The organism is Desulfonatronum lacustre DSM 10312, assembly GCF_000519265.1.
GTDB lineage: Bacteria > Desulfobacterota > Desulfovibrionia > Desulfovibrionales > Desulfonatronaceae > Desulfonatronum > Desulfonatronum lacustre.
The window spans coordinates 2573771-2600199 of sequence record NZ_KI912608.1 but is presented as its reverse complement, the minus strand read 5'-3'; the positions used below and the strand labels follow the sequence as shown (position 1 = coordinate 2600199).

22 protein-coding genes are annotated in these 26429 nt (G+C 62.0%); 13 read left to right on the top strand and 9 right to left on the bottom strand.

Translation table 11 applies throughout. From position 1 onward, the window contains the following. Position 1 precedes the first annotated feature (1 nt). Both DESLA_RS0112310 and DESLA_RS0112305 read left to right on the top strand, forming a co-directional pair. A complete protein-coding gene (locus DESLA_RS0112310; protein WP_028572683.1) occupies positions 2 to 589 on the top strand; it encodes an indolepyruvate oxidoreductase subunit beta in 588 nt (195 codons plus the stop codon). A gap of 99 nt (positions 590 to 688) precedes the next feature. Further along, positions 689 to 2257: a sigma-54-dependent Fis family transcriptional regulator gene (locus DESLA_RS0112305; RefSeq protein WP_028572682.1), complete on the top strand. Its 1569-nt coding sequence runs from the start codon at positions 689 to 691 to the stop codon at positions 2255 to 2257. Positions 2258 to 2280: 23 nt separating this feature from the next. On the opposite strand, the gene DESLA_RS0112300 is transcribed toward DESLA_RS0112305, so the two are convergent. The 3 genes from DESLA_RS0112300 to DESLA_RS0112290 are packed head-to-tail and all read right to left on the bottom strand — an operon-like array spanning position 2281 to position 4025. After that, positions 2281 to 3111, bottom strand: coding sequence for a J domain-containing protein (locus DESLA_RS0112300; protein WP_028572681.1), 831 nt, complete (start codon positions 3109 to 3111; stop codon positions 2281 to 2283). Positions 3112 to 3151: 40 nt separating this feature from the next. Beyond that, entirely contained in the window at positions 3152 to 3616 is a 465-nt protein-coding gene (locus DESLA_RS0112295) for a YkgJ family cysteine cluster protein (RefSeq protein ID WP_028572680.1), read from the bottom strand. Beyond that, positions 3609 to 4025: a CoA-binding protein gene (locus DESLA_RS0112290; RefSeq protein WP_028572679.1), complete on the bottom strand. Its 417-nt coding sequence runs from the start codon at positions 4023 to 4025 to the stop codon at positions 3609 to 3611. Before DESLA_RS0112290 ends, DESLA_RS0112295 begins: the two co-directional genes overlap by 8 nt. A 279-nt stretch (positions 4026 to 4304) precedes the next feature. Between DESLA_RS0112290 and mqnC the strand changes: the two genes are divergently transcribed. Together mqnC and DESLA_RS0112280 are read left to right on the top strand one after the other, a co-directional pair. Beyond that, positions 4305 to 5333: a cyclic dehypoxanthinyl futalosine synthase gene (gene mqnC, locus DESLA_RS0112285; protein WP_035261793.1), complete on the top strand. Its 1029-nt coding sequence runs from the start codon at positions 4305 to 4307 to the stop codon at positions 5331 to 5333. Positions 5334 to 5356: 23 nt separating this feature from the next. Then, a complete protein-coding gene (locus DESLA_RS0112280) occupies positions 5357 to 6589 on the top strand; it encodes a M24 family metallopeptidase (protein WP_028572677.1) in 1233 nt (410 codons plus the stop codon). A gap of 23 nt (positions 6590 to 6612) precedes the next feature. On the opposite strand, the gene DESLA_RS20290 is transcribed toward DESLA_RS0112280, so the two are convergent. From DESLA_RS20290 to DESLA_RS20285, 4 genes are all read right to left on the bottom strand, one after another. Continuing rightward, complete coding sequence (locus DESLA_RS20290) at positions 6613 to 8427, bottom strand: two-component system sensor histidine kinase NtrB (RefSeq protein WP_169732627.1); 1815 nt, start codon at positions 8425 to 8427, stop codon at positions 6613 to 6615. Positions 8428 to 8508: 81 nt separating this feature from the next. Beyond that, positions 8509 to 9030, bottom strand: coding sequence for a Spy/CpxP family protein refolding chaperone (locus DESLA_RS22475; protein WP_084032046.1), 522 nt, complete (start codon positions 9028 to 9030; stop codon positions 8509 to 8511). 584 nt (positions 9031 to 9614) lie between these two features. Beyond that, positions 9615 to 9842, bottom strand: a complete 228-nt coding sequence (locus DESLA_RS0112255; protein WP_245590056.1) for a hypothetical protein — start codon at positions 9840 to 9842, stop codon at positions 9615 to 9617. Positions 9843 to 9911: 69 nt separating this feature from the next. Further along, complete coding sequence (locus DESLA_RS20285; protein ID WP_051434640.1) at positions 9912 to 12644, bottom strand: UPF0182 family membrane protein; 2733 nt, start codon at positions 12642 to 12644, stop codon at positions 9912 to 9914. A 244-nt stretch (positions 12645 to 12888) separates the two neighbouring features. On the opposite strand from DESLA_RS20285, the gene thiL reads away from it, so the two are divergent. The 9 genes from thiL to DESLA_RS20280 all read left to right on the top strand — a co-directional run bounded on the left by thiL (position 12889) and on the right by DESLA_RS20280 (position 22579). Next, positions 12889 to 13908 carry a thiamine-phosphate kinase gene (gene thiL / locus DESLA_RS0112245; protein WP_051434892.1) on the top strand — a complete coding sequence of 340 codons (1020 nt, stop codon included), beginning with the start codon at positions 12889 to 12891 and terminating at the stop codon, positions 13906 to 13908. A gap of 111 nt (positions 13909 to 14019) precedes the next feature. Continuing rightward, positions 14020 to 15183: an ABC transporter substrate-binding protein gene (locus tag DESLA_RS0112240; RefSeq protein ID WP_028572673.1), complete on the top strand. Its 1164-nt coding sequence runs from the start codon at positions 14020 to 14022 to the stop codon at positions 15181 to 15183. Between the two features lie 133 nt (positions 15184 to 15316). Then, entirely contained in the window at positions 15317 to 17581 is a 2265-nt protein-coding gene (locus DESLA_RS0112235; protein ID WP_245590055.1) for a vitamin B12-dependent ribonucleotide reductase, read from the top strand. Positions 17582 to 17594: 13 nt separating this feature from the next. After that, on the top strand, positions 17595 to 18275 hold the full coding sequence (ftsE, locus tag DESLA_RS0112230) for a cell division ATP-binding protein FtsE (RefSeq protein WP_028572671.1): 681 nt from the start codon (positions 17595 to 17597) through the stop codon (positions 18273 to 18275). Between the two features lie 20 nt (positions 18276 to 18295). Continuing rightward, a complete protein-coding gene (locus DESLA_RS0112225; protein WP_028572670.1) occupies positions 18296 to 19174 on the top strand; it encodes a cell division protein FtsX in 879 nt (292 codons plus the stop codon). A gap of 82 nt (positions 19175 to 19256) precedes the next feature. After that, positions 19257 to 19496, top strand: a complete 240-nt coding sequence (locus tag DESLA_RS0112220) for a type II toxin-antitoxin system Phd/YefM family antitoxin (protein ID WP_028572669.1) — start codon at positions 19257 to 19259, stop codon at positions 19494 to 19496. Continuing rightward, complete coding sequence (locus DESLA_RS0112215) at positions 19493 to 19891, top strand: type II toxin-antitoxin system VapC family toxin (protein WP_028572668.1); 399 nt, start codon at positions 19493 to 19495, stop codon at positions 19889 to 19891. Before DESLA_RS0112220 ends, DESLA_RS0112215 begins: the two co-directional genes overlap by 4 nt. A 55-nt stretch (positions 19892 to 19946) precedes the next feature. Next, a complete protein-coding gene (gene ilvD / locus DESLA_RS0112210) occupies positions 19947 to 21614 on the top strand; it encodes a dihydroxy-acid dehydratase (protein ID WP_028572667.1) in 1668 nt (555 codons plus the stop codon). A gap of 149 nt (positions 21615 to 21763) precedes the next feature. Beyond that, positions 21764 to 22579 (top strand): class I SAM-dependent methyltransferase, encoded by an 816-nt coding sequence (locus DESLA_RS20280; protein WP_245590054.1) that lies wholly within the window; start codon positions 21764 to 21766, stop codon positions 22577 to 22579. Positions 22580 to 22591: 12 nt separating this feature from the next. On the opposite strand, the gene DESLA_RS0112200 is transcribed toward DESLA_RS20280, so the two are convergent. Both DESLA_RS0112200 and DESLA_RS20275 read right to left on the bottom strand, forming a co-directional pair. After that, entirely contained in the window at positions 22592 to 24763 is a 2172-nt protein-coding gene (locus DESLA_RS0112200; RefSeq protein WP_028572666.1) for an ATP-dependent helicase, read from the bottom strand. 16 nt (positions 24764 to 24779) lie between these two features. Continuing rightward, positions 24780 to 26210, bottom strand: coding sequence for an alkaline phosphatase family protein (locus DESLA_RS20275; protein ID WP_051434639.1), 1431 nt, complete (start codon positions 26208 to 26210; stop codon positions 24780 to 24782). Positions 26211 to 26429: the final 219 nt, after the last annotated feature.

The window sequence follows — 26429 nt, the reverse complement described above, 5'->3', positions numbered from 1 at the left end:
CATGTCCCGTTTGCGAATTTTTTTCACCGGCGTGGGCGGACAAGGCACGGTCACGGCGACCCGCCTGCTGGCTCAGGCCGCTTTGGATGAAGGCATTCCAGTGGTTGCCGGGGAAGTTCACGGCATGGCCCAACGCGGCGGCATCGTGGAATCCACGGTACTCATGGGCGGGTACGTCAATCCCCGGATCAGCCCGGGCGAGGCCGACGTATTGCTGGGATTCGAACCGTTGGAGACCCTGCGCGCCCTGCCCTATCTCGCCCCGGAGGGCCTGATTCTGAGCAGCAGTGAGCAGATGCCCCCGGTCAGCGTCTGTTGCGGACGGGAGCAGTCACCGCCCTTGGAGGAGATGGAGCGCATGGTCCGGGAATGCACTCCGCACGTGCACTTCCTGCCCTGCCAGCGCCTGGGCCTGGAGGCCGGGGCGTTGCCGGCCGGCAACCTGGCCTTGCTGGGAGCGCTCTGCGCTCTGAACCGCCTGCCCTTCGGCCTGGAGCGCATGGAGAAGACCATCGCGGCTTCCCTGGCCCCCAAACTGGTGGACGCCAACGTCAAGGCCCTGCGTCTCGGCGCCGCGGCCGTGGCCTGATCACCTGAAAACCTCTTGAAGGCGCGGCGGTTCGTCTCACGCGGCCGCCGCGCCTTTGTTCTTTTCATCGAAACCGACCCCTCGTCGAACAAGGACCCCATGCCTTCCCGAGCCGTTACACTGGACAATCTCTCCCTGTGCCTGGATACCCTCAAGGAAATACTGGACCAGATGCAGCCGGACGTGCACCTGGAAACCAGCCTGAAGGCCGTGCTCCAGGTTCTGTCCCACAACCTGGGGTACGTGCGCAATTTTTTGGCCATTTACGACTCCGAAACCCGCAGTCTGAAGCTAAGCCTGACCCACGGGCCCCAGAAGCCGTCCCAGGTGTCCTACGGGGAAGGCCAGGGCGTCACCGGTCAGGTGCTGGCCAAGGGGGAGGCGATCATCGTTCCGGTGATCAGCGAACACCCTGATTTTCTGAACTGGGCCTTTGGCCGGGGAAAGGAGGAGATGGATGCGCTGTCCTTTGTCTGCGTCCCGGTGGTGCAGGGGGAGCGCGAGGACAAGGGAAAGGAGATTCTCGGCGTGCTCAGCGTGGATCTGCCCACGGCGTCGATGGAGGTCCTACGGACCCACTGCCGTTTCTTGGAGGTGGTGGCCCGGATTATCGCCCACCGGGTGGCCCGACTTCAGGAGGACATGGCCAGACAACAGCATCTGATGGAACAGGGCTTGGCCGTCTACGACCCCGGTTTTTCCCCGAAGAACATCGTCCATGCCTCCAAAAGCATGCGCTTGGTCTTGCAGCAGATTTCCCAGGTGGCCCCCAGCCGGGCCACGGTCCTGCTGCGCGGCGAATCCGGCACGGGCAAGGAACTCCTGGCCGAAGCCATTCACACGGCCAGCCCTCGGGCCGGTCAGCCCTTGATCCGGCTGAACTGCGCGGCCCTGCCCGCGGAACTGGTGGAGAGCGAGCTGTTCGGCCACGAAAAGGGGGCCTTCACCGGGGCGGTGCAGAGCAAGAAGGGCCGCTTTGAACTGGCCCATCAGGGGACCCTGTTCCTGGACGAAATCGGGGAACTCAGCCTGGACGCCCAGGCCAAGGTGCTCCGGGCCATCCAGGAAAAGGAAATCCAGCGGTTGGGCAGCGAACAGACCATCATCGTGGACACCCGGTTGGTCTGCGCCACCAACCGGCCCCTGGAAGACCTGATCGCCGCCGGGCAATTCCGTGAGGACCTGTTCTACCGGATCAACGTCTTTCCCATCTACGTCCAGCCCCTGCGGGAACGCCGGGAGGACATCCTGCCCATGGCCGAACACTTCCTGCATGCCTTTGCCAAAGAATACGGCAAACAGATCAAACGCATCTCCACCCCGGCCGTGGATCTGCTGACTCAGTACCACTGGCCCGGCAACGCACGGGAGTTGCGCAACTGCCTGGAACGGGCCGTGCTGCTGTGCACCGAGGAGGTCATCCGCACCTACCACCTCCCGCCGACCCTCCAGACCGCCGAAAGTTCGGCCACGGACACGGACCTGTCCTTCGGCGAGGCCGTGGCCAAATTCGAGCAGGAAATCCTGGTCGACGCCCTGAAAAAGGCCCGGGGCAATATGCTCCAGGCGGCCCGCGAACTGCGGATCAGCTACCGGATCGTGAACTACAAGATCAAGAAATACGGCATCGACCCCAAAAAATTCGTCACCAAGGTCGCCGGCAAGTAGGGGACGGGTTTGAAACCCGGCCCTTACTTCGGCAGGATGCGCAGGTAGAGGTCGCCTTGCCAGGGGCCGATCTTGCGGCCTTTGCCCTTGAGTCGGACGGGTTGGCCGGGGATAAAGTCCGTCGGCAGGGCCACGTCCAGGGTGGTGGCGGGGCCGCGCCAGCCTTGTTGAATCTGGATGCGAACGTGTTTGCCGGGGAAAAGTTGGCGGCGGGGAAAGGAGACCGTCTGTTCGTCGTCCAGCTGGCGGCGCAGCCAGCTTCCAACGCGGTCCTTGAGGCTTCGAGAGAAGTCCAGCTCCAGCTTGCGATCCCCCCATTCCACGCGCAGCACCTTCTTGGCATGTTCCTCGGCGGACGCCGCGGTCCGTTCGCGTCCCGTTCCTCGAACCTGACTGTAGATGTCTTCATAGACCTGGCGGGCGAAGGGGTCCTTGAGCAGATCCTTAAGCAGATCCTCCCGCTGGTAGGCCGCCTGGCGACGATAGCGGGAGTGGGCCGTCTTGGCGTAGCGGGAACTGGAGGACCATTCGCTTTCCGAGGCGCCCGTCGAAGCACCTGGCGAAGCGCCGCTCGGCGTTTCTTGAGCGTCTTTGGGTCGCTTGCCGTCGGCTTGAGGACGTCCGCTTTTCGGTCCCGGAGGCGGTTGACCAGCGGCTTCGGATTGGGTTTCCAGATGGCGGGAAACCCTGATGTAGGCCTCGTTCAGTTCCTGAAAGCGGCGGGATGCGTCGGGCATGTCCGGATGCAGGTCCGGATGGTAGGCGAAGGCCAGCTTGCGGAAGGCCTTTTTGACGTCTTCCAGGGGGGCGCCGGGCGCGACGCCCAGGATTTTGAAGCTGCGATTCAAGGACATGGCTGAACCGGTCCGGAAAGAATGACTTCAGATCATGCGATCAGGGGGCGTTTTGCGCACCCTTTCCACTACGCAGGGCATTCGGGCCGACATCCGAGGACGGCTCCACCTCCAGGCTTCGCAGGTATGTCTCTCCCTGGGCGATGAATTCGAGATGGCCCGGCTCGGGATTGATGCCCGGACAGGCGTCCTGGGCCATTTCCCAACTGGTCGCGTCCACCATGTTGCCCCGAAAAAAAGGCCAGGCCCGGCAGATCGTGGGTTTGGCCGGATGCACGGTGCAGCCTTCGGCGAAGAAGATGCACCATCCTTTGACGTCGGTCCGCAACCGATTTTTGCCGCTGACCGTTTCCACATAGGCGGCGGCAAAGGCCGGGCGTTCCATGCCCAAGTGGCCGCAAAGACGAACCACGTCGGCTTCGGTGAGCACGATGCCACCTTCGCCCTGGCAGCAGCCGCCGCAGCGCAGACAGGTGAACGCGGTGTTTTCCTTTGGGTTATCCATGGTCGGCAAGGCGTTGATGTTCAATCATCAGACAAAGGTCCTCAATCACATGCACGCCGGCCGCCTGAAGCAACTCCCGGGCTTCGTGGTTGGCTATGCCGGTCTGCATCCAGAATATTCCGGGCAGAGGAGCCAGTTCCAGGCATTCCCGGGCATGATCCGCGCAGAACTGGGGAGCGCGAAAAACGTCCACGAGATCGATGGGTTCGGGAATATCCCGGAGCCGGGCATAGGTGGGCAATCCCCAGACGTCTTTGCGAACCGGGTGAACGGGGAAAATGGTGAAACCGCTGTTGATCAGGTACCGGCCGACGCGGTCCACGGGACGTCCGGGGACGTCCTTGGCCCCGAGCACGGCGATGGTCTTGACCTGAGCCAGACGGGCGGCTAGCTCAGCGAGATTGAGCATGTTCGGACTCCTTGACAGTCCGTTGAAAAACTCCCAATTGCTGCGTCGCTGCAAAAAGTTCAAACTCTCACGTATGAATAAATACGCTTCGACCTTGAACTTTTTTTGCTCCTTGCACTTGGCTGTTTTTGAACGGACTGTGGATAAGGACTTTTTCTGCACTCAGTTAGGGGGACAAGCCGCTGGGCGGCGTTGAACCGAAAGAGGTCTACCCCACGATTTTGGGCAAGTAAACAGTTACGGTTGTTGCGAATCAGCGACACAAGGGCGGGAATTGAAATGGCGGAACAACGCATCAGCGCGGCGGATGCCCTGGGGCTCTGGAACGATTTGAACGTCATCGAAATCGGGGCCCTGGCCCATGCCGAAAGGGTGGCCATGCATCCCCAGGCCGTGGTCACGTATATCGTGGACAGAAACATCAACTACACCAACATCTGCGTGTCCGGGTGCCGTTTTTGCGCCTTCTTCCGACCGCCGGGCCATGCCGAAGGATATGTTCTGGCGTTGGACGAATTGGGCGAGAAGGTCCGGGAAACCATGGCCCTCGGCGGGCGACAAATCCTGCTTCAGGGCGGAATGAACCCGGAATTGAGTCTGGATTTCTACCGGATCATGCTCACGTTTCTGAAGCGGGAATTTCCGGAAGTGGCCGTACACGGCTTCTCCCCCCCGGAGATCGTATTTTTGTCCGAGGCTTCCGGCCTGAGCGTGGCCGAGGTGGTGACCCGCCTTGCCGCGGCGGGCCTGGATTCCATTCCCGGCGGAGGGGCGGAAATTCTGGTGGACCACGTCCGCACCCGGATCTCGCCCCATAAATGCTCCGCCGCCAAGTGGCTGGAGGTCATGGAATGCGCCCACCGTCAAGGCCTGAAGACCACGGCGACCATGATGTTCGGACACGGGGAAAGGATCGAAGACCGGCTGGAACACTTGGATAAGCTGCGCGACCTGCAAGACCAAACCGGCGGGTTCACCGCGTTCATTCCCTGGACCTTTCAGCCCCGCAACACCCAGATCGACGTCCCAGAAGCCTCTTCCGTCGAGTACCTGAAGTTTCTGGCCCTCAGCCGCCTCTATCTGGACAACGTCCCGCACATCCAGGCTTCCTGGGTCACCCAAGGCCCTCTGGTGGGCCAGATGGCCCTGCACTGGGGCGCGGACGACATGGGGTCGACCATGATCGAGGAAAACGTCGTCGCCGCCGCCGGGGTCCGTTTTCTGCTCCCCGAGGAGGATCTGCGGGCCATTGTCGAGGGCGCGGGGTTCACCCCCATGCGCCGGAGGATGGATTACTCACCGGCGTAAGGCCGATCTAACGAGAGGTAAAAATGAATTTTGAAGCCTTGGAACGCATCCCGGAAGAAGAGCTGGCCCGGCGTTGGGAGCGGTGTCGGTCCTTGTTGCGGACCCAGTTGCCCGATGCGGGTGGCGTGCTCGTGTTTTCGCGGATGAATATTTATTACTTCACCGGATCCTGGACCAATGGAGTATTCTGGCTGCCGGTGGAAGGGCGGCCGATGTTGCTGGTCCGGAAGGGCATTGAGCGGGTTCGATTGGAATCCGGGGTAGAGCACGTGGCCACGTACCGTTCCTTTCGTGAGCTCTCCGACCTGGCCAAGGAGGCCGGTTCGCCCTTGTCCGAGATGGTCGGCGTGGAGATGTCCGGGTTGACCTGGGCCTTGGGGCAGGGATTGGCCAAGCATTTGAGCGGATATGACCTGCGTTCCGCCGATAGCGTGCTGCACCAGACCAGGGCCGTGAAGACCCCTTGGGAACTGGCCAAGATGCGCCTGGCGGGCGCTCGCCATGATCGCTGCCTGCGGGAGTTGCTGCCGGAGCGGATTGCCCCGGGCATGACCGAGCGGGAGATTTCGATCCGGATCTGGGAGGTGTTCTTCAGCCAGGGGCACCATGGGCTGTTGCGGATGCAGAACCACGGGGAGGAAATTTTCCTGGGCCACGTCTCCGCCGGGGACAGCGCCAATTATCCCAGCGTGTTCGACGGACCAGTGGGACTGCGCGGTCAGCATCCCGCCGTGTCCCATATGGGGTATGCCGGAACGGTCTGGAATGCCGGGGAACCGTTGACCTTGGACGTGGGTTTCGCCCTGGAAGGCTACCAGACGGACAAGACCCAGGTTTATTGGGCCGGAGCGTGCGAGGATATCCCGGAGCAGGCGCGGCGCGCCCACGACTTCTGCGTCGCGGTCCAGGGATGGCTGGCCGAGAACCTGCGGCCCGGAGCCGTTCCCAGCCGGTTGTTCCAGCATTGCTGGGACTGGGCCGAACAGGAGGGCTGGAGCCAGGGTTTCATGGCCCTGGGCGGGAACAAGGTCCGCTTTCTGGGCCACGGCATCGGCCTGGCCATTGACGAATGGCCGGCCCTGGCCAAGGGTTTCGAGACCCCGCTGGAACAGGGCATGGTTCTGGCCCTGGAGCCGAAGATCGGCCTGCCCGGGCTGGGCATGGTCGGGGTGGAGAACACCTTTGAAGTCACCTCGGACGGTGGGCGGTGTTTGACCGGGAACGATTTTTCCATGGTGTGCGTGGCCGCGGACTGAACGAATGCGCCGAATAAGGCGGTTTAGGCGGTTTCCACAGCCGGAGCCTGCTCCGACTCCAGCCCCGGCACCGCATCTTGCGGAAAAAACATGCTGACCCGAGCCCCTTGGCCGGGCGCGGAGGAGATTTCCAGCCGCCCCCCGTGGTCGCGCACGATTTTGTGCACAATGGCCAGCCCCAATCCGGAACCGTCTTTGCGCGTGGTGTAGAACGGCTCCAGGGCGCGTTGTCGTTGTTGCGGGTCCATGCCCGGGCCGTTGTCCCGGACGACGATCCATATTCCTCCGTTTGCCCGTTCAGCGTCGACCTCGATCACGCCTGGTGTCGTATCCTCGCTCCCGGCGACGGCCTGGATCGCGTTCATGAGCAGGTTGAGCAGGCACTGCTTGAGTAGATCCGGATCGGCCCAGACCGCGTGTTCCTCGACGAAACGCGGACGCAGTTCAATCCCGTGCCGGTGGAGGTCGGAGCGCAGCAGGGACTCGACGCTCTCCAGCAATTCGGGCAGTCGTATCTCGCTCTTCTGAGGCGGCTTGGGCTTGGCCAGGAAGAGCAGATCCGTGATCACCCGGTTCAGGCGGTCGGCCTCGGCAACCATGGTCCGGGCGTAGGTTTCCTCAGGTTCGCGACCGGCCAGCTTGCCGGCGAAAAACTGGGCGAACCCCCGCAGAGCGCTGAGCGGATTCCGGATCTCATGGGCCACGGCCGCGGCCAGCCTGCCGATGGCCGCCAGACGTTCGGACTCCTGCAGGCTGTCTTCCAGCTTCTTGATCTCGGTTCGATCCCGGACCAGCACCAGACGTTCACCCAGCTTCCGCTGATCCGCCCGCAGGGGCACGGCCAGAATTTCCAGATGGCGATCCGCGAAGGAAAAATTCCGCCAGTACATGCCCGGAGGGCCTGACGCGGGACCTGATTCCGGTTCCGGCTCGACTCCTGGTTCCGTTCGCTGTTCGTCGAGCCGGTTCGACTGCGGGTTTGACTGTTGGTTGAGGGCGAGATCAATCCATCGGCGACCCGGCAACGGACCGTCTCCCCCCAGCAAGGCCACGGCCGAGGGATTGGCCCCGCGGATCACGCCTTCGGCGTCCACGGTCAGCAGGCCGTCCGGCAGGTTGTCCACCAGCTTGGCCTGAAACTGCTCCAGCTCCTTGACTTTGGCGCTTTGTTCCCGGCGCTGCAACAGCTTCATCGCGCCGATCCACAGCAAAACCACCGTGGCCAGCACGTAGCCGCCCTGCCAGAGGGCGGCCCGCCGGGCGTCGTGATACATGCCCAGGTGTTCGCTCATGTCCAGGCCGAGCACGAGATAAAAGGCATGCCCGCGAACGGGATGGCCGCGATCCGGAAACTGTTCGTGCATGTGCCGGGCCACGGGCGCTCTGATCTGATGGACGTAGAGCAGGACTTCCTGATCGTTGTATTTCGTGAATTCATGCCATTGGCGCTGTTCGCGCAGCACGTCCAGAGCGGCCTGGGGAACAGGCGGGAAGGCGTCGGTCTCGTCGGAGGAAAGGATCAGCCGGCCAGTGGGTCCCACGACGCCGACGAATACCAGATCCGGCGAGGTCAGCAATTCGTCCAGGAGTTGCTCCGGGGTCGGCCTCCCGCTTCCGGGCATGCCCATCCTGGGGCCACCGCGCATCCTCCAGCCCAGATTGCCTTCGATGCCCATGGCGACGGTCTTGGCCGCGAGCACTATGTGCTGCTCCACGGCCAAATGCTGCTGACGCAGGTTCTGCCAGGTGAGAAAGGTCAGGCTCATGCCGAGCAGAAAGATGGCCAGCAGAGGCAGAAGGAAGCGCTTTTCGCGGTCAATGGCCGGCAGGATGTGCATGGGAAATGTTCTGGAATGAGAGGAATGGATGGAAACAAAAATGCCGCCCGACTGGCCGGGCGGCATTTTGTTTTTGAGATGTTATTCAGCCGGTTGTGCTCCGTGTCCGGACATCATCGGGCAGTTTCCCATCCGGCCTTGCTTGCCCGACATCTTGCCGCGGTCCGACATGCCGTGGCCTCTGCCGCCCATGCCGCCCTGCATCAGGTGCCCGGTTTCCTCGAAAACCTTGCGTCGCAAATCGTTCCTGAGCGTCATGGCCTCGCCCTTCAGGGTGATGATTTCGGCCGTCACGGTTTCAACCTGGGCCCGCTGGAATTCCGGGGCGGCCAGGAGCACGTCCAGTTCGGCCTGCTTGGCGCGCAACTGAAGGTTGTGCTGCATCATGGCCTTGCGATGCTCCTCGAACAGCGCGACCATTGCTCCTTGCTGCTCCTCGGAAAGATTGCCGAGCACCGGATGTCCGGTCCCACGCTGGTGCTGTTGCGCCTGCCCCTCTGGCTTGCCGGGTTGATCGGCGCCGTGCTGGTGCTGCGCCAGGACGGGCACGGAGATCAGAGCCAAAACAAGAAGTACCGCACTAATGGAAAATAAACGTCGCATACATTGCCTCCTCACGTTGAGTGGTTGTGGTGAATGGATGCTTTTACTTTATACAAAGGGTGTGCCAAAGACAGAAAGCGAATGATTTCAAATGACCCGCCGAATTTTCAATCTAAACCAAAACTCACTGCGCAATTATTTGCACAACCGCGTTGCACACATGTGCAACAATTCGCGCAAAGGAGCGCCCTTCATTGCCACCTTCGGGGATATCCACGCAATGCTCATATTCCGCTGCACGAAGCGAACGGCAACGCCTATCATTTCAGCCTGTTCTGCATTGGTGCCCCTGGTTTTCATCGGGTTTCGAGACCTCTCTGGAGCAGGGCATGGTCCTGGCCCTGGACCGAAGATCGGGCTGCCCGGACTGGACATGGTCGGGTGGAAACACCTTCGAGGTCACCCCGGACGGTCGGCGGTGTTTGATCGGATGGGCTGAGTCGTTACGTAAATTTTTTGAAAAAATGCCCGTTAATAAAACCCTGGGCGCGTTATTCTGGAAAAAAACATGCTGCATCGGACAAAAGAATGACCCGTGCCCGTTGCTGTGCTCTGCTGCGACGGGCACGGGGGCTGTTTGTCTTCTAGCGCCAGGAGCCGGGTTCTTCGGAGTAAACAGCGGAGAGCTGTTCACTGATCATGACGCGGATTTCCTTGTCGCTCTCCTGGAGTTCGACGTTTTGCGCCGGATCCAATCCTTGATCCAACGCCAGTTCCTCCCAATGTTTTTTGACCTTTTCCGCAGCGGCATGGATTGTTTCCATCCCGGACGAGTGCTTGATGTGCCGGAATACCGATGTGAGATGCATCATGTCATTGCCTCCTTTGGAATGAAACCATGTGCTATTCAGGGAAACGCTCCACCTTTGTCACGTCTTTGGTTACTGCATCAACCGACGCAGTTGGTCCACCACTTCCTGGAGCTTGTCCACGGCATCGCGCAGGCCCTGGTTGAAGTCCGGAAGCTGAAGCAGCGGCCTCGCCGCGTCCTCTTCCTCCACGGTCTCCACCACCGGGGCCACGGACGGGAGGTCGCCCACCAGGGCGCTGATGGAGGCGTCCAGGGTCTGATGCATGACCACCTGCCGGGAGTCTGCCAGAATGATCCGCCGCAGTTCCGGGAAATCGATGGTATCCGGAATCAGAAAAACCGGTTCGGCGTAGAGGATGGAATCCCCGATGGGGATGACCAGCAGAATGCCCCGTAAGACCTCGGAGCCGACCTGGCCCCACAGGGTGAACTGCTCGGAGATGACCGCGTCGTTGTCGATGCGCGCCTTCACCTGGCTGGGGCCGTCCACATGCCGACCCGTGGGGAAGCGGAACAGGGTCAGGTCGCCGTAGTTCTCCCCGTCGCTGCGCGCCGCCATCCAGCCCACCAGATTGTGCCGGTTGATGGGCGTGAAGGGCTGGATGAGCAGGAACTCCTCCTTCTCCTCGCCGGGCAGCCGGGCCACGATGTAGTAGGGCTTCAGGGCTTCCGTCCGACCGAAAGAGTGTTGCACGGGCACGGACCACTGGTCTTCCTTGTTGTAGAAGACCACCGGGTCTTCCATGTGGTACTGCAGGAGCATCTGGGTCTGGACCGTGAACAGATCCTGGGGATACCGGACATGGGCCCGGAGGTACTCCGGCATCTCGGTCATGGATTTGAACAACTCGGGGAACATGGCCTGGTAGGTGCGGATCAGGGGATCGCTCTCGTCGAACACGTAGTAGGTGAGGGTCCCGTGATAGGCGTCCACCACGGCCTTGACGCTGTTACGGATGTAGTTGAACCGTCGCTCCCAGGGCGTGGAATAGGGATAGCGGCTGGTGGTGGTGTAGGCATCCTGGATCCAGAACAGCCGACCATCGGCCACCACGGTGTAGGCTTCGCGGTCGCGCAGCAGGAAAGGGGTCACGGTGGAGAAGCGTTCCGGCACGGTGCGCCGGTACTGGATCCGGCTTTCGGAAGTCACCTCTCCGGAGATCAGAATATTCACGTCCTTGAATTGCCACGCGTACATCAGACGACGGAAGAAGGAACCAAGCTGGACCCCGCCGTCGCCCTGATAGTGGGTGTAGACCGGTCCTTCCTGGCCGGGATAGTTGAACTCCTGCATCCGGCTGTTCACGATCAGGTAGTCCAGGCTCTTCAGACCGTAGTAGACCTCCGGACGATCCAGGGGAATCTCTCCCCTGGGCGGCAGATCGCGGATGAAAAAGTCCGGACGCCCGCCGGCCTGGACCTCGGTCACCGGGGTCATGGCCACACCGTAGCCATGGGTGAACTGGAGGTGCCGGTTGACCCATCGCTGGGCCTCGGAGGGCAATTTTTCAGCGGACAGCTCACGGGTGGCCAACATGACCTGGCGCAGCTCGTCGCCAACCCGGTAGCGGTCCGTGTGCACGGCCAGGAAATCGTAGTACAGGCGGAAGAACTGAATCTGGTTGTAACTCTGGAGCAACGGGCCTTCATCCCAAAGCCGGATGTTCTGGATCGTGCCCTGATTGGCATCCACAGTGGCGTGGTCCACCTCGCCCAGGGCCGGGTGGGTCATGGAATGGACCCGCTCCAGCCCGAAGGCATGGCGGGTATGGCTGATGTTGTTGGCCAGGTAGGTGGTTTCCCGGGCCAGCTCGCTGGGTTCCACCACCAGGCGTTGGATCAGTCCGGGGACCAAGCTGCCCAGGACGATGTTCAGACCGAACCATGCACCCACGGACCAGACTGCCAATTCCTTGCGCCCGGTCTTGGCCGCGGCCAGGAGCGCCCCGGCCGCGATCAGAGCCACCACGGTCATGAACGCTCTGGAGGGCAGGTTGAACAAATTGTCCGTATAGCCCACCCCATAGACCGCGCCCATGGTCGAATAGAGCAGGTCGTACCTGGAGAGCCAATGACCCGCGGCGATGAGCACGAAAAGGAACGCGCCCAGAACGGCCAGATGCGAGAGGATCGGGCCCCGGAAGGCAAAGGCCTCGCCGCGCAGGATGCTGTTCATGTAATAGAAGGCCGCGACGATGATCGCCACGAGGACGGTCAGGCCCACCAGCCAGGAACGGAAGAATTCCAGGGCCGGCAGGGCGAAGATGTAAAAGGAATAGTCGTTGTTGAAGATCGGGTCGGCCTCGCCGAAAGGCACCTGGTGCAGGTAGCGCAGGACGACGTTCCACTCTCCTGCCGGTCCGGAGGCCAGCAGGAATGCCCCCAGGGCCACCACGCCCCCGGCTAGCCAGATCAGGACGCTTCGGGCGGAATCGTAGATCTGCGGCGGCAACCTGTGCCCGCCCCGGGGGAACATCCGCCCGGTTGTCCGCACCACCGCGACGAGATTGGGAACGGCCAGGGCCAGAAAGACGAGCACCGCTCCCAGGTACAGCCAGATTTTTGTGGTCACGACCTTCCAAAGCACACCTTGGTGGTCCAGGGAGCTGTACCAGAGCCAGTCGGTGTAAAAGCCCTGGGCCCAGTTCAGTCCGGACCACAGGATGATCACCGCCAAACCAAGCAGGCCCAACCGCAGGAAACGATGGAATTTGGAAAAGTCCATCTCTTCGACCTTGAACTGCGGAAACGGATCCCGCGGGTCGTATGGGCCTTGGGGACCGGGACCAAAAGAAAACAGCATCGAGACAACCTCCTTGACAGGGGGATGAAATTTGGGGCCAAAATCACGTATGAAAAGCCGCGAGGCTTGGACGCGAATCCGCGAACAGCGGAAAAAATCCTTTATTCCTTCTTGTGAACAAAAGGTCAACTGTTTGGATATGGAAACAGAGAATGCGCTCGTTGCTTTTTGGAGCGCTTCGAGCGAAAAGAACGTAGCGGATCGACGAACCAAATTTTGCCCACATCAAGCCCCCTATCACTGCATGCTCACCGCAATCCCTTCTGACCCGCCCCATCCCGACGGCCTTCGCTCCGAAGACGCCTATCTGGCTCTGATCGATCGCTGTTTCCCCAGTTCCCACCACCGACTGCTCCTTGGCCGGGGCGATGATTGCGCCGTGATCGACTGCCGGGAATCTCTGTGCGTGTCATCGGATTTGTTTTTGGAGGACGCCCATTTCCGGATGGCCTACTTCGCACCGGAAGACATCGGCTACAAGGCCCTGGCCGTGAACATCAGCGACATCGCGGCCATGGGGGCCAAGCCCCTGGGGTTCGTCCTGAACCTGATGGCCCCCAAACACTTGGAGCGTGGATTCTGGAAAGCCTTTTTTCACGGAATGGCCGAGCTGGCCGCGGAACATGACCTGTATCTGGCCGGAGGGGATCTTTCCGTGGCGCCGTATCTGGGCGTGGCCGTGACCATCTGGGGGGAACGGCCCGAGGGCGGCAGGTTTCTGCGCCGGGTTCAGGCCCGGCCCGGAGACGTGCTTTTCCTGGTGGGCGAAATAGGCCTGGCCAGGCTGGGCTTGGTCCTTCTCGAAGGCGGCGTGATTCCAAAGACGTCCAAGAACGGCTCGACTCCGGCGGAGTACCCCGTCGCGGTCCAGGCTCATTTGCGACCCGTCATGCATGTCTCGACGGCCACGGCGTTGAGCCGGACGCCCGAAGTGCGTGGCATGATGGACGTCTCCGACGGCCTGGCCAGGGATTTGCCGCGCTTTCTTGGGTCGAACCTGGGGTGCGCCCTGACCCTGTCACCGGAGGCGCTGCACCCTGAATTGCTGTTGTTTACCCGGAAAAACGGAGTGGATGCGGCTGAATGGGCCGTGCTGGGGGGAGAGGATTATGCGTTATTGGGCGTGGCCGCTGCACGGGATTGGGACATGCTGCGAGAAAAAAATCCCGCCGTGCGGCGTTTGGGGGACGTGACGGAGAAACCAGGAATCCATTTGAATGGAAAACAAATGGAATCTCAAGGTTTTGATCATTTTTTCCAGTAATCGGCATTGGACCGTTTCCCGCTGAATCGCCTCTTTTGAAGGTGTACTTTCCCAAAACGATCAATTAGATAATTCTGGTTTGTCATTCATGCCCTAAATGGAGGTTTTTCCATGAAAAAACAAGTGATTGCTTTTGTAGCGACCTTGGCCCTGCTCTGCGTTTCCGGTCTTGCTCCAGCCGGACAGCCCATCAAGATCGGCGCGTTCTTCGCCCTCTCCGGACCGGCAGCGTTCATCGGAACCCCCACCAAGCTGGTGGCGGAAATGGCCGTGGACCAGATCAACCAGGCCGGGGGCATCAACGGTCGCCCTCTGGAGCTGGTCGTCGCGGATACGGAGAGCGATCCCCAGAAGGCCCTGCTGGCCGCCCGCCGACTGGTGGAGCGGGAGCGGGTCACGGCCCTGGTCGGACCGACCCGCACGGACACCGGCATGGCGGTCAAGGCCTACCTGCATCAGCGCCAAATGCCCACCGTAATGACCGTGGGCGGAGACCCGGTGATCATGGGCGGCCGTTTCGGAGACTTCGACTGGATCTTCAAAAGCCCGCAACGCTCCTCCGTGGCCGTGAGCCGGGTTTACAAATACCTGCAAAGCCAAGGGGTGACCCGGGTCGGCCTGCTTACGGCCAGCGACGGCTTCGGCCGCGACGGGCTGACTTGGCTGACCAGCCTGGCCGAGGAGTTCGGGATCACCATCACGGCCAACGAGCAATTCGCCCCAACGGACACGGACATGACCACCCAGTTGGTCAAAATTCGGGCCACGAACCCAGAGTTCATCATCTGCTGGACCATCGGCCCGGCTGCGGCTCTGGTCAGCAAGAACGTCCAGCAGCTGGGCCTGACCGTTCCCCTGATGCATTGCCACGGGATTCCGGACCCAAAGTACCTGGAACTGGCCGGCGACGCGGCCGATGGCACCTACATGCCCTCCACCAAGCTGATGGCCGCTGACCAACTTCCGGACGACGACCCGCAGAAGGCCGTGGTCACGGAATTCATCCGGCTCTATCGCGACGTTTACGATTTTGAACGCCAGTACCCGATCAACACCCACTCCGGTTACGCCTGGGACGCGATCATGCTCATCGCCAAAGCCCTGCGCGAGGTCGGGCCGGACGATCCGGCGGCCATCCGGGACGCCATTCGCCGGACCTCCGGGTTCGTCGGGGTCAGCGGCATCTTCACCCTGTCCGAGGAAGACCACAACGGCCTGGACACCGACTCCCTGATCATCGTCAAGGTGGATCAGGACCGCTGGGTGATGCAGTAACCCTGTACGGCACGGCCTCGGCTGTTCGGAGAGGTTGTCTCCTCTCCGGCTTATTCCATGACTTCCCTTATCTTAACCCGCGCCTGATCGCCGTGAAGAGCGGTGATCAGGCTTTTGCATCAGGAGACCGCTTGTGACGTCAACCTCCATTGCCGCCGGTATTGTATCGGAACCGACGACGGTTCCCGACGACCTTCCCCAACCCGTTCTGCCGCCCAACGCCGAAGTCGTTTTGAACAAGCGCTATCTGCGCAAGGGCGGCCAGGGGGAAATCCTGGAAACCCCCCAGGAACTCTATTGGCGCGTGGCCTCGGCCATTGCCGCGGAAGAGGCCAAGTACCCGGCTTCCCCGTATTCCGTGGACGAGCTGGCCCGCCGGTTCTACGAACTGATGACCACGTACCGCTTCCTGCCCAACTCCCCGACCCTGATGAACGCGGGCACGGACCTTGGTCAACTGGCAGCTTGTTTCGTGCTCCCGGTGGGCGACTCCATGGAGGAGATTTTCGACGCCATCAAGTACGCGGCCCTGATCCACAAATCCGGCGGGGGCACGGGCTTTTCCTTTTCCCGCTTGCGGCCCCAGAAAAGCCGGGTCGGCTCCACCGGCGGCATCGCTTCCGGACCGATCTCCTTTCTACGGATCTTCAACACGGCCACGGAGCAGGTCAAACAGGGCGGCACCCGTCGCGGCGCGAACATGGGCATCCTCCGGGTGGACCATCCGGACGTTCTGGATTTCATCCGGGCCAAGGAGCGGGACGGGGATCTGAACAACTTCAATCTATCCATCGGACTGACCGAGGTGTTCATGCAGGCCGTGGAAAAGGACGAGGAGTACGACCTCGTCGCACCGCACACCAAACAGGCCAAGGCCCGACTCAAGGCCCGCGAAGTCTTCGGCCTGCTGGTCCAGAAGGCCTGGGAAAGCGGGGACCCCGGGATCATCTTCCTGGACCGCATCAACCGCGACAACCCCACGCCCAAACAGGGCGAAATCGAGAGCACGAATCCCTGCGGCGAGCAGCCGTTGCTCCCCTACGAGGCATGCAACCTGGGTTCCATCAATCTTTCCAGGTACGTCCAGAATTCCGACAAGGACGACATCCTTTGGGACGATTTGAAGCGGGACATTCATCTTTGCGTCCGCTTCCTGGATAACGTCATCGACGCCTCGCGCTATCCGTTGGAGAAGATCACCGAGACCGTCCGGATGAACCGCAAAATCGGGCTTGGGGTGATGGGCTGGGCCGATCTGTTGTACCGGCTGCACATTCCCTACAACAGCCAGGAAGCCTTAAACTTGGCCGAAAAAATCATGCACTTCGTCCAGTTCGAGTCCCAGAGCGCTTCCAAGAAGCTGGCCGAGGAACGCGGACCCTTCCCGGGCTTCGAAGACTCTACCTTTGCCGAGCACAATCAAGGGCCGTTTCGCAACGCCACCACCACGACCATCGCGCCCACGGGCACCCTGTCCATCCTGGCCGGTTGCTCCTCCGGGGTGGAGCCGCTCTTCGCCCTGAGTTTCGTGCGCCAGGTCATGGACGGAGAACGGCTCCTGGAGGCCAATCCCTGGTTCGAGCAGGCCCTGCACGAGGCCGAATGCTTCAGCCCCAAACTGATGGAAGAAGTTGCGGCCAAGGGAACCATTCACCATATCGACTATCTGCCGGAGGATGTCCGCAAGGTCTTCGTCACGGCCCACGACATCGAGCCGATCTGGCACCTGAAGATGCAGGCCGCATTTCAGAAGTTCACGGACAACGCGGTGTCCAAGACCGTGAATCTGCCCCACGCGGCCACCCAGGAGGACATCTGGAAGATCTACTGGATGGCTTATGAAATGGGCTGCAAGGGGGTCACGGTCTACCGGGACGGCTGCAAAAGCACCCAGGTGCTTTGCACCGGCGACGGCGGCAAGCCCAAGGAGCCGGAAAAGTCCCAACGCGTGGTCCGGGATAGGCCGGACGTGGTCTACGGCTTCACCCAGAAGGTCAAGACCGGCTACGGGTTTCTGTACCTCACGGTGAACGAGGTGGATGGCCGCCCTTTCGAGGTCTTCACCACCATCGGCAAGTCCGGAAGGTCGATCACGGCCAAGGCCGAGGCCATCGGCCGCTTGGTTTCCCTGGCCCTACGATCCGGAGTGGGCGTTGAGGACATCGTCAGTCAGCTCAAGGGCATCGGCGGCGAGCATCCGGTCTTTCAGAAAAAGGACATGCTGCTGTCCATCCCGGACGCCGTGTCCTGGGTCCTGGAGAGTCGCTACCTTCAGGGACGCAAGGCGGAGATGAGCAACCAACTGGTCAAGCCGGAATGTCCGGACTGCGGCAAGGAGCTGATCTTCCAGGAAGGCTGCTTCGTCTGCCAGGGTTGCGGCTACACCAAGTGCGGATGACCCCGCGAACGTGATGATCAGCCTGCGCCACGTTTCTTACAGCTTCGGGACCCAGTGGGCTCTGAAGAACATCTCTCTGGAGGTTCGCAAGGGCGATTTCCTGTTCCTGGTGGGGCCCAGCGGCGCGGGCAAGACCACCCTGCTCCGCCTGCTCCACGGCGCGATACCGCTGAAGCGAGGCCAGGGGAGCGTGGCCGGGTTTGATCTTCATGCCCTCAAGGCCCGGCGGATTCACCTCCTCCGTCGAGAGGTAAGCGTTGTGTTTCAGGACTTCAAAATCCTGCCGGAACGCACCGTGTTCGCCAACGTGGCCCTGGCCCTGGAAGTGCGGAACATGCCCCGCACCCACACCGAACGGCGGGTCCGGGCGGTCCTCCGGGGCCTGGACCTGGAAAACAAGATGCACGTCCCCTGCGCCCAACTCTCCGGCGGCGAACAACAGCGGGTGGCCATCGCCCGGGCCGTGGTAGTGGGGCCGCAATTGCTCCTGGCCGACGAGCCCACCGGCAATCTGGACCGGGAACTGGCCATGCGCCTGATGAGCATCTTCCTCCAGTTTCACGCCCACGGCACGACCATCGTCCTGGCCACCCACAACCAGGAAATCCTGGCCTGCGTGCCGGACGCCAAGATTCTGCACCTTGAGGACGGGGCCGTGAACTGGACCAACTGGGACATGGACGCTCCCACATGAACCGTCCGGAGTGAACGCTGATGTTCCGTATCGTGTTCAAGCTGATGCTCCAGGGAGTGACGGATATCCGTCGTCATCCCTGGATCCAGGTACTCACTCTGGCTGCCGTGACCCTGGTCGCCTTTCTGGGCGGGCTGTTCCTGCTCGTGCTGCATAATCTGGATCTGGAGCTGCAACGCGCCGGCGGGGACATCCAGTTTCAGATCTACTGGCAGCCGGAGGCCGAACAGGAACAGGTCCGGACCCAGTGGGACGCCTTGCGGGAGCTGGAGCACCTCGCGGAGATCAAGACTTTTTCCGGAGACCAGGCCCTGGACCTGCTCATGCAGCGACTCGGCGGGACCGGGGACTTCGTCTGGCTGCAAGGCCACAATCCCCTTCCGGCCACGGCTCTGTTGACCTTCTCGGTCTTGGACGACGACCAGCAGACCTGGGCCAAGGCTACTTACCTGCACCTGGAATCTCTGGAAGGCGTGGAGAAGGTCAGCTTCAATCCTCTGCAATTGGACCTGGCCCGGGGCTGGGCCCGATTCAGCAATCAGGTGATCTGGCCGCTGATCCTCTTTCTCGGAGTGGTCCTGGCCTTGGTTGTCGGCAACACCATCAAGCTCTCCCAACTGCATCGCCGCAACGAAGTGGAAATCCTGCGCTTGGTCGGCGCGGCCCGGTGGTACATCCAACTGCCCATGCTCGTCTCCGGCGCCGTGCTCGGCCTGTTGGGCGGCATCCTGGCCCTGCTGATGCTCAAGGGCGTCCAGCTCAGCCTGCGGGACCTGCTCCACTTTCCCCCCCTCTGGTTGCGCCTGGACTACCTGCCGTCCTCCCAGACCCTGGCTTTTCTGGCCGTCCTCGTGGTCATGGGCTTTCTGAGCAGTTGGGTGGCGTTAAGAGAGAAATAGCCTCCCTGTGGACTTCTACCCGCTCCCCCGCGACGTGGTGTCAACTTGACAAGATTAAAACGCGGGCTCTAGGGTCCTCCACATGAAAAGCATGGCCGTTGGCGAACTCAAAACGCATTTCTCCGAAGTCATCAAGGCCGTTCAGCAGGGTGAGGAAATCGTGATTTCCTACGGGAAAAAACGAGAACATCTTGCCGTGATCATTCCCTATTCCAAATACAAGAAAAAGAACCGGATCGAACTCGGCACGTTGCGGGGAAAGGCATCCTACACCATCAAGGACGATTTTGCCATGACCTCGGAAGAGCTTTGCGGGTCATGAACTACCTCGTGGACACCCACTACATCATCTGGAGCCTGCTCGATCCGGAGAAAATCCGGCAAGAGCACCGGCAGGTCCTGACGGACTCTGATTCGGCGAAATTCGTCAGTTCGATCAGTTTTTGGGAAATCTCCCTGAAGTATTCCCTGGGTAAGCTGGATTTGGTCGGCGTCTCGCCGGAAGAGATGTTGACCGCCGCTTGCAAAGCCGGGTTCCATCTGCTGGAATCGGACGGAGAGGACATGGCTTCGGCCTATCGACTTCCCTTTGTTGAAGCCCATAAGGACCCCTTCGATCGGCTGCTGATCTGGCAATGCATCCGCAATAACATGACACTGATCACGGCCGACTCCGCCATCAAGGCATACACGGCCTTCGGCTTGAAGCTGGCTTAAATCACGCTTATCTTAAGAAAATCAACGCAACCGAGTTTATTCTCAAGGAACAACCATGCGCAGTGAAACCATGACCAAAGGCCTGGAAAAAGCCCCTCACCGCTCCCTCTTGCACGCCCTGGGCATGACCAGGGACGAAATGCGCCGCCCGCTGATCGGCGTGGTCAACTCGGCCAACGAAGTGGTTCCAGGCCACATCCACCTGCACACCATCTCCCGGGCAGTCAAGGACGGCATCCGCTCCGCCGGGGGCACGCCCATGGAGTTTCCGGTGATCGGGATCTGCGACGGCCTGGCCATGAATCATCCGGGCATGCACTACAGTCTGCCCAGCCGGGAAATCATCGCCGACTCCATCGAGGCCATGGCCATGGGCCATCCCTTCGACGCCCTGGTCTGCATCCCCAACTGCGACAAGGTGGTTCCAGCCATGCTCATGGCCATGCTCCGGCTGAACATCCCGGCCATCCTGGTCAGCGGGGGGCCCATGCTGGCCGGAGCGTGGCAGGGCAAGGCCGTGGACCTGATTTCCGTGTTCGAGGGCGTGGGCAAGGTGCGCAAGGGTCAGATGACCCAGGAAGAACTGGACGAACTGGAAACCTGCGCCTGTCCAGGCTGCGGGTCCTGCTCGGGGATGTTCACGGCCAACTCCATGAACTGTCTGTCCGAGGCCATCGGCCTGGCCCTGCCCGGCAACGGAACCATTCCGGCCGTGACCGCGGCCCGTATCCGGCTGGCCAAACAGGCCGGGGCCCAGGTCATGGAACTGCTCGCCCAAAACATCCGCCCCCGGGACATCGTCACCCCGGCGGCGGTGCGCAACGCCGTGACCGCGGACATGGCCCTGGGCTGCTCCACCAACACCGTGCTCCACCTGCCGGCCATCTTCGCCGAGGCGAATCTGGACCTGAACCTGGGCATCTTTGATGAACTCAGCCGCTCCACGCCGAACCTGTGTCGACTCTCTCCCGCCGGCAGCGACCACATCGAGGATCTGCACCGGGCTGGAGGCATCCCCGCTGTCCTGGCCGAACTGGCCAAGGCCGACCTGCTGGACCTTTCGGTCCAGACCGTCACCGGCGCCAGCCTCGGGGACAACCTCCGGACCCTGGGCGCGACCGTGCTTGACAACCAGGTCATCCGCCCCATTACCGCGCCCTACAGCCCCGAGGGCGGCATCGCTATCCTTAAAGGCTCCCTGGCTCCGGACGGCGCGGTGGTCAAACAATCCGCCGTGGCCCCGGAAATGCTGGTCCGCACCTCCACGGCCCGGGTCTTCGAGGGCGAGGAAGAAGCCGTGGCGGCCATCCTCGAAGGCCGGATCAACCCCGGCGACGCGCTGATCATCCGCAACGAGGGCCCCAAAGGCGGCCCCGGAATGCGCGAAATGCTCACCCCCACCTCGGCCATCGCCGGGATGGGCCTGGACAAGGACGTGGCCCTGATCACCGACGGCCGATTCAGCGGCGGCACCCGGGGCGCGGCCATCGGCCACGTCTCCCCGGAAGCGGTGGAAGGCGGTCCCATCGGGCTGGTTCAGGAAGGCGACCGCATCGAAATCAACATCCCCGGCAGAAAGCTGAACCTGCTGGTAGATGAGAAGGAACTCACGGCCCGCCGCGCGGCATGGAAACCCCGACAACGCGAAATCACCTCCCCCTTCCTCCGCCGCTATGCCCGCCTCGCGGCCAGCGCGGCCCAAGGAGCGGTGTTCACCGGATAACCCGTCACGACGCACGCCAGGAACATGCTCTGGTACGCCACGATAAATTTTCCGAAAGCACGTCGTCACTATTTGCAGAAGGGTCGTGGATTCAGACTAACGACTTTTCGACGTTTGATGCGGAATTTGCGTAATCCTCAATAAACTGCGTGAGCCGAAAGGAGCCTCCCATTACCGAGCGCATCAACAAAGAACAGGCCGCAGTTTACGACCGGTGGCACGAGACCGAGGCCGGAACCTTTGCTCTGGCCCAGGAAAAGCGGTTGTTGCAGCATTTCATGGCGCCCTGGATCAGAAGGCAACAGAAGCTGCTGGAGGTGGGATGCGGGCCGGGGCGGTTTTTGCAGTTTTTTTGGGAGAGCGGGTTCGACGTCTCCGGGCTGGATGCTTCCCCGGCCATGCTGGAGTTGGCCCGGGAACGCCTGGGGAACCGGGCCGAATTGCATCTGGGGCAGGCGGAACATTTGCCGTTTCGGGACAAGGAATTCGACGTGGTGGCTCTGCTGACCTTGTTGGAGTTCTGTCCTGATCCGGAACCGGTGCTGCAAGAGGCCCTGCGCGTGGCCCGGAAGGCCGTCCTGGTCACCTTTCTGAACAAGCACTCTCTGTACGCCCTGGCCCGACGCAGCGGCCTGCGGCGGAAAAAGAACGGGTTTCTCCGCAATGTCCGCTGGTTTTCCTGGTGGGAAATCAGGTCCCTGCTCCAGGAGCAGGCCGGGCCGCGGCCCATGATCGCGCAATCCGTGCTCATCGGACCGCAGCGGACGTGGTCGGCCAAATCTTGCTGGCGCAAGTTGAATTGCCGTCTCTGGCCGCCTTTTGTCGGCGCGTATGCCGGGGTGCGCTGCGACCTGGTGGGCGATGCACCGCTGACCCCCATCATGGCCTGGAAGGAAAAGGCCAAGCTGCGGCCCATGGAGCAGCCGGCTTCTTCCGGCGCGAACCGGAACAAGGAGAACGGATAGGTTGTTCCCGGCTCAATCCTCCATGGTCAGGAAGTCGGCCATGATGGTTTTCAGGCCGAAGCCGGTGAAATTGACGCGGTAGCGGTTGGGGGGGAGGAATTCGACGATTTTGCCGCGACCGAAGATCTTGTGTCGGCAGTAGCCGAAGGTTTTTGGGTCTTTGGGGGCATGGAGGGGGTGAGGGAGGCTGCCGGACGGCTTGGGCGGCGGGAGCGTTTTGGACGCGGGGGAGCGGGACGTGGGCCGACCAGCCTTGGCCGCGTCGCGGGGTTTGAGGGTTCCGAGATAGTCTTCGCGCCATTCTTCATAGCATTCCAGAGGCAGTTCGCTGACGAAGAGGCTCGGCATGGCCGGTTCGCTGCCGCCCTGGAAGCGGTTGTAGACTGAGGAGGGCACGAACAGTCCGAGATAATCCCGGGCCCGGGTGCAGGCCACGTAGAGCAGGCGGCGTTCCTCTTCCAGATCGTCGGCCTTGTCCAGGGCATGCCGGGACGGGAAGCGGCCATTGACCAGGTCGATGATCAGCACGGACTTCCATTCCAGCCCCTTGGCCGAATGGACCGTGGACAACACCACGTAATCCTCCTGCTCGGAATCCACTTCGCCGCCTTCCTCCGGGCTTTCCAGGGTCAGTTCGGCCAGAAAGGCGTCCAGCTCCTCGAAGCCCGCTGCTATCTGCAGGAGCTGGTCCAGCCCGGCCTGGCGGCGAGGATAGTCGTCCGGGTAGCGCTCCTGGAACAGGGGACGGTAGAATTCCAGGATCCGTTCCAGGGCCGCGTCCGGCGCGGGCTTTTCCCGGCGCAGGTCGTTGATCAGGGCGAAGGCCGCGGCCACGTCCGGAAATTTCTTTTCCACCTGAGCGACTTTTTTCTGGTCGCCTTCCAGCAGGGCCTTGCAGAACCCGGTGCAGGTCTTGGGGCCCAGGCCCTTGACGTGGACCACGGCCCGCTGCCAGGCGGGCAGGTCCGCCGGATTGGCGATCAGGCGCAAATAGGCCAGCACGTCCTTGATGTGCGCGGCCTCGGTGAACTTCAGCCCCCCGAACTTGCGAAACCGCAGGCCGATCCTGTTCAGGAGCATCTCCACGGGATAGGATTGGAAGCCGGCCCGGAAGAGCACGGCGATGTCCCGCAGCCGGCATTCCCGGGACAATTCCAGAATCTTGTCCACCACGGCCTTGGCCTGGGTCTGGTCGCTGATGGTGTGGATCAGTTGGGGCTTGGGGCCCTCGGCGCGCCGGGAGAAGAGGTTCTTCTCGAATCTGGTGGTTGCGTTCTTGAGCAGGGCGTTGGTCAGGTCCAGAATGGGCTGGGCCGAGCGGTAGTTCTCTTCCAGGCGGACGATGGTCGTGTCCGGATAGGTCTTGGGGAAGGCGAGAATGTTGCGCACCTCGGCCCCGCGAAAGGCGTAAATGGACTGGGCGTCGTCGCCCACGACCATCATCCCGCGCCCGTCCCCGGCCAGCAGTTGGACCAGCCGGGCCTGGACCCTGTTGGTGTCCTGAAACTCGTCCACCATCACATGGCCGTGGCGCATGCGCAGGAATTCGGCCAGATCCTCCCGCTCCCGAAGCAGGCGTTCCAGATTGTAAAGCAGGTCGTCGTAGTCCATCAGCCCGTGGCGCGGCTTGAACGCGGCGTAGGCCTCGGCGATGAGCTGGACGTCCCCGGCATAGGGCAGCAGATGCGGAGACTCCTGCTCCAGAAGTTGGGCGATGTCCATTTCCTTGTTCCGGGATTTGCTGATCAGCCCGAGAATGGTCGCTTTCTTGGGAAAGGCCTTGTCGCCCTTGCCCAGGTTCAGATCATTGCGGACCTGGCCGAGGACCTCGCGCATGTCCGGGGAGTCCATGATCGTGAACCGGTCCGGATAGCCCAGGGCCGGGGCGTAGCGACGCAGGACCGAGCTGGCGAAGGAGTGAAAGGTGCCTCCGGCCACGCCCCCCAGTTCCCGTTCGATCAGCCGGGCGGCCCGGTGGAGCATCTCCTGGGCCGCCTTGCGGGTGAAGGTGAGCAGCAGGATGTTCTCCGGAGCCACGCCCTGCCGGACCAGATAGGCCAGGCGGTAGGCGATGGTCCGGGTCTTGCCGCTGCCCGCGCCGGCGATGACCAACAGCGGCCCCTGGCTGGAGTGCACGGCCTGCCACTGGGCCGGATTAAGTTGCTTTTGAAAGTCGATGGTCATGGTTGGCGTCCCGTGGTCACCGGGAAAGAATCAGTTTGCGGTCCACGCCGAAGTGTTCCAGAACCAGCCTGCCCACGTCCCGGACCCGTATGGGGCCGGAGTGAGTATCGGATTCGGCGATGGCTGTCTCGGAATCGTAGAAAAACGCGTCGTCCGGCGTATGGCAGCCCTGGCGGTCCTCTTTGCCGAAGACGCGGGCCTGGTCGAACTTGGCCCGGAGGGAGAAGCCTCGGTGCGGGACGCAGACCAGGTCCGGAATCGCCGGGCCGGACGGGGAAGTTTCTCGCGCCGAAATGTCCAAAGTTCGTTCCGGAGTGCGTTCCGGATAGATATCACGCCAGGACAGGACGTCGCGGATCACCGGACGGCCCTGCCACTCCAGGCGCGTCAGTCCGGCCCTGATCCGTTCTTCCAGGCTCGCGGCCTCGTCCGGCGTGACCCGGCCACGGCCAAAGCGGGAAGTATGCAGATAAATCCGGCCAGGGTCCAGGGCAAAGGCCCGGCTTTGGGTGGAGATGATCCCGGCGTCCAGTTCGTGGCGTGGTGGGCCGTCAGTGACCAGCAGGCCTTGTTCCCGCAGCCAGGCGTTCAGGTCCACCTCCATGGTCAGGCTGGTGAAGCCGTGGTCCGCCAGGACCAGCAGCCGCTTGGGTTCCGGAAGCGCGGCAAAGCGCTCCAGCACGTCCCCCACCAGTTCGTCCCAACGGCCCAGGAAATCCAGGCTGGGCCCGTGCCAGGGGTGCGCGGGGTTTTCCAGGGCCGGAAAAAGGAAGTGGCCCAGGCGGTCGGTTTCCGTGAGCACGAAAACGAACAGATCCCAGGCCAGGTCGGGCCAGAGCAGGTTCAGGGCGGCCCGCCTGCCGCGCAGGGCGCGGTCAAGCTCTTCCAGCAGGTAGCCCGGGTCCGGTCCGCTCCGGGTGGTGTCCGCTTCCAGCACGTACCCGGAGGAGCGCAACGGGTGGGCCAGAAAGGGCGGGAAAACCGCCCGGTTCATATCGTGGGCCACGAAACCGGAGACCAGCATGCCCTTGATGGGCCGGGCCGGATAGGTATTGGGCAGGTTGACCACCCGGCTGGTCAGGCCGTGGTCGCCCAGCCGGTCGAACAGGGTCCGGGTCCGGACCTGGGAAAAATCCGCAAACCGGATGGCATAGTCCTGGGGATCAAGCGTAGTGAAGCCGAAAATGCCGTGCTCCTCCGGCCCGGCGGCGGTGAAAAAGGAGGTCCAATTCACCGGGGAGAGTTCCGGCAGTTCAGCCCGGATAGGCCTGGCTTGAGGCGTCAGGGCGATCCGGGCCAGATTGGGCAAATGTCCGGCTTGGCACAGGCGGCAGGCCGTGGAGTACGGCAGCCCGTCCAGGCCGAGGACGACCAGCCTCGGGCGATGCGGAGATCGGGATACCGGGCCGGATTTCTGGCGTGGATTGAGGGGCGTTGCTTCAGGCATCGTGGCGGCCTTCTACAGTTCTTTTCACCACCCGTCCATTCACCTTGCGTACGGTTCTCCCGCACACGGCTCCGCGGTCGGCCATCTCCTCATCGGGATTGGCTTGCCAATACACGGCTTTTTATGGTGAAAAATCCAAGCTCCGCAAAGAAGGCATTGGGTCGGCGTTTCTGAGTGTTCGGACACTCTTCCCGTTCCCGGCTCCGCACCCCCGGCTGA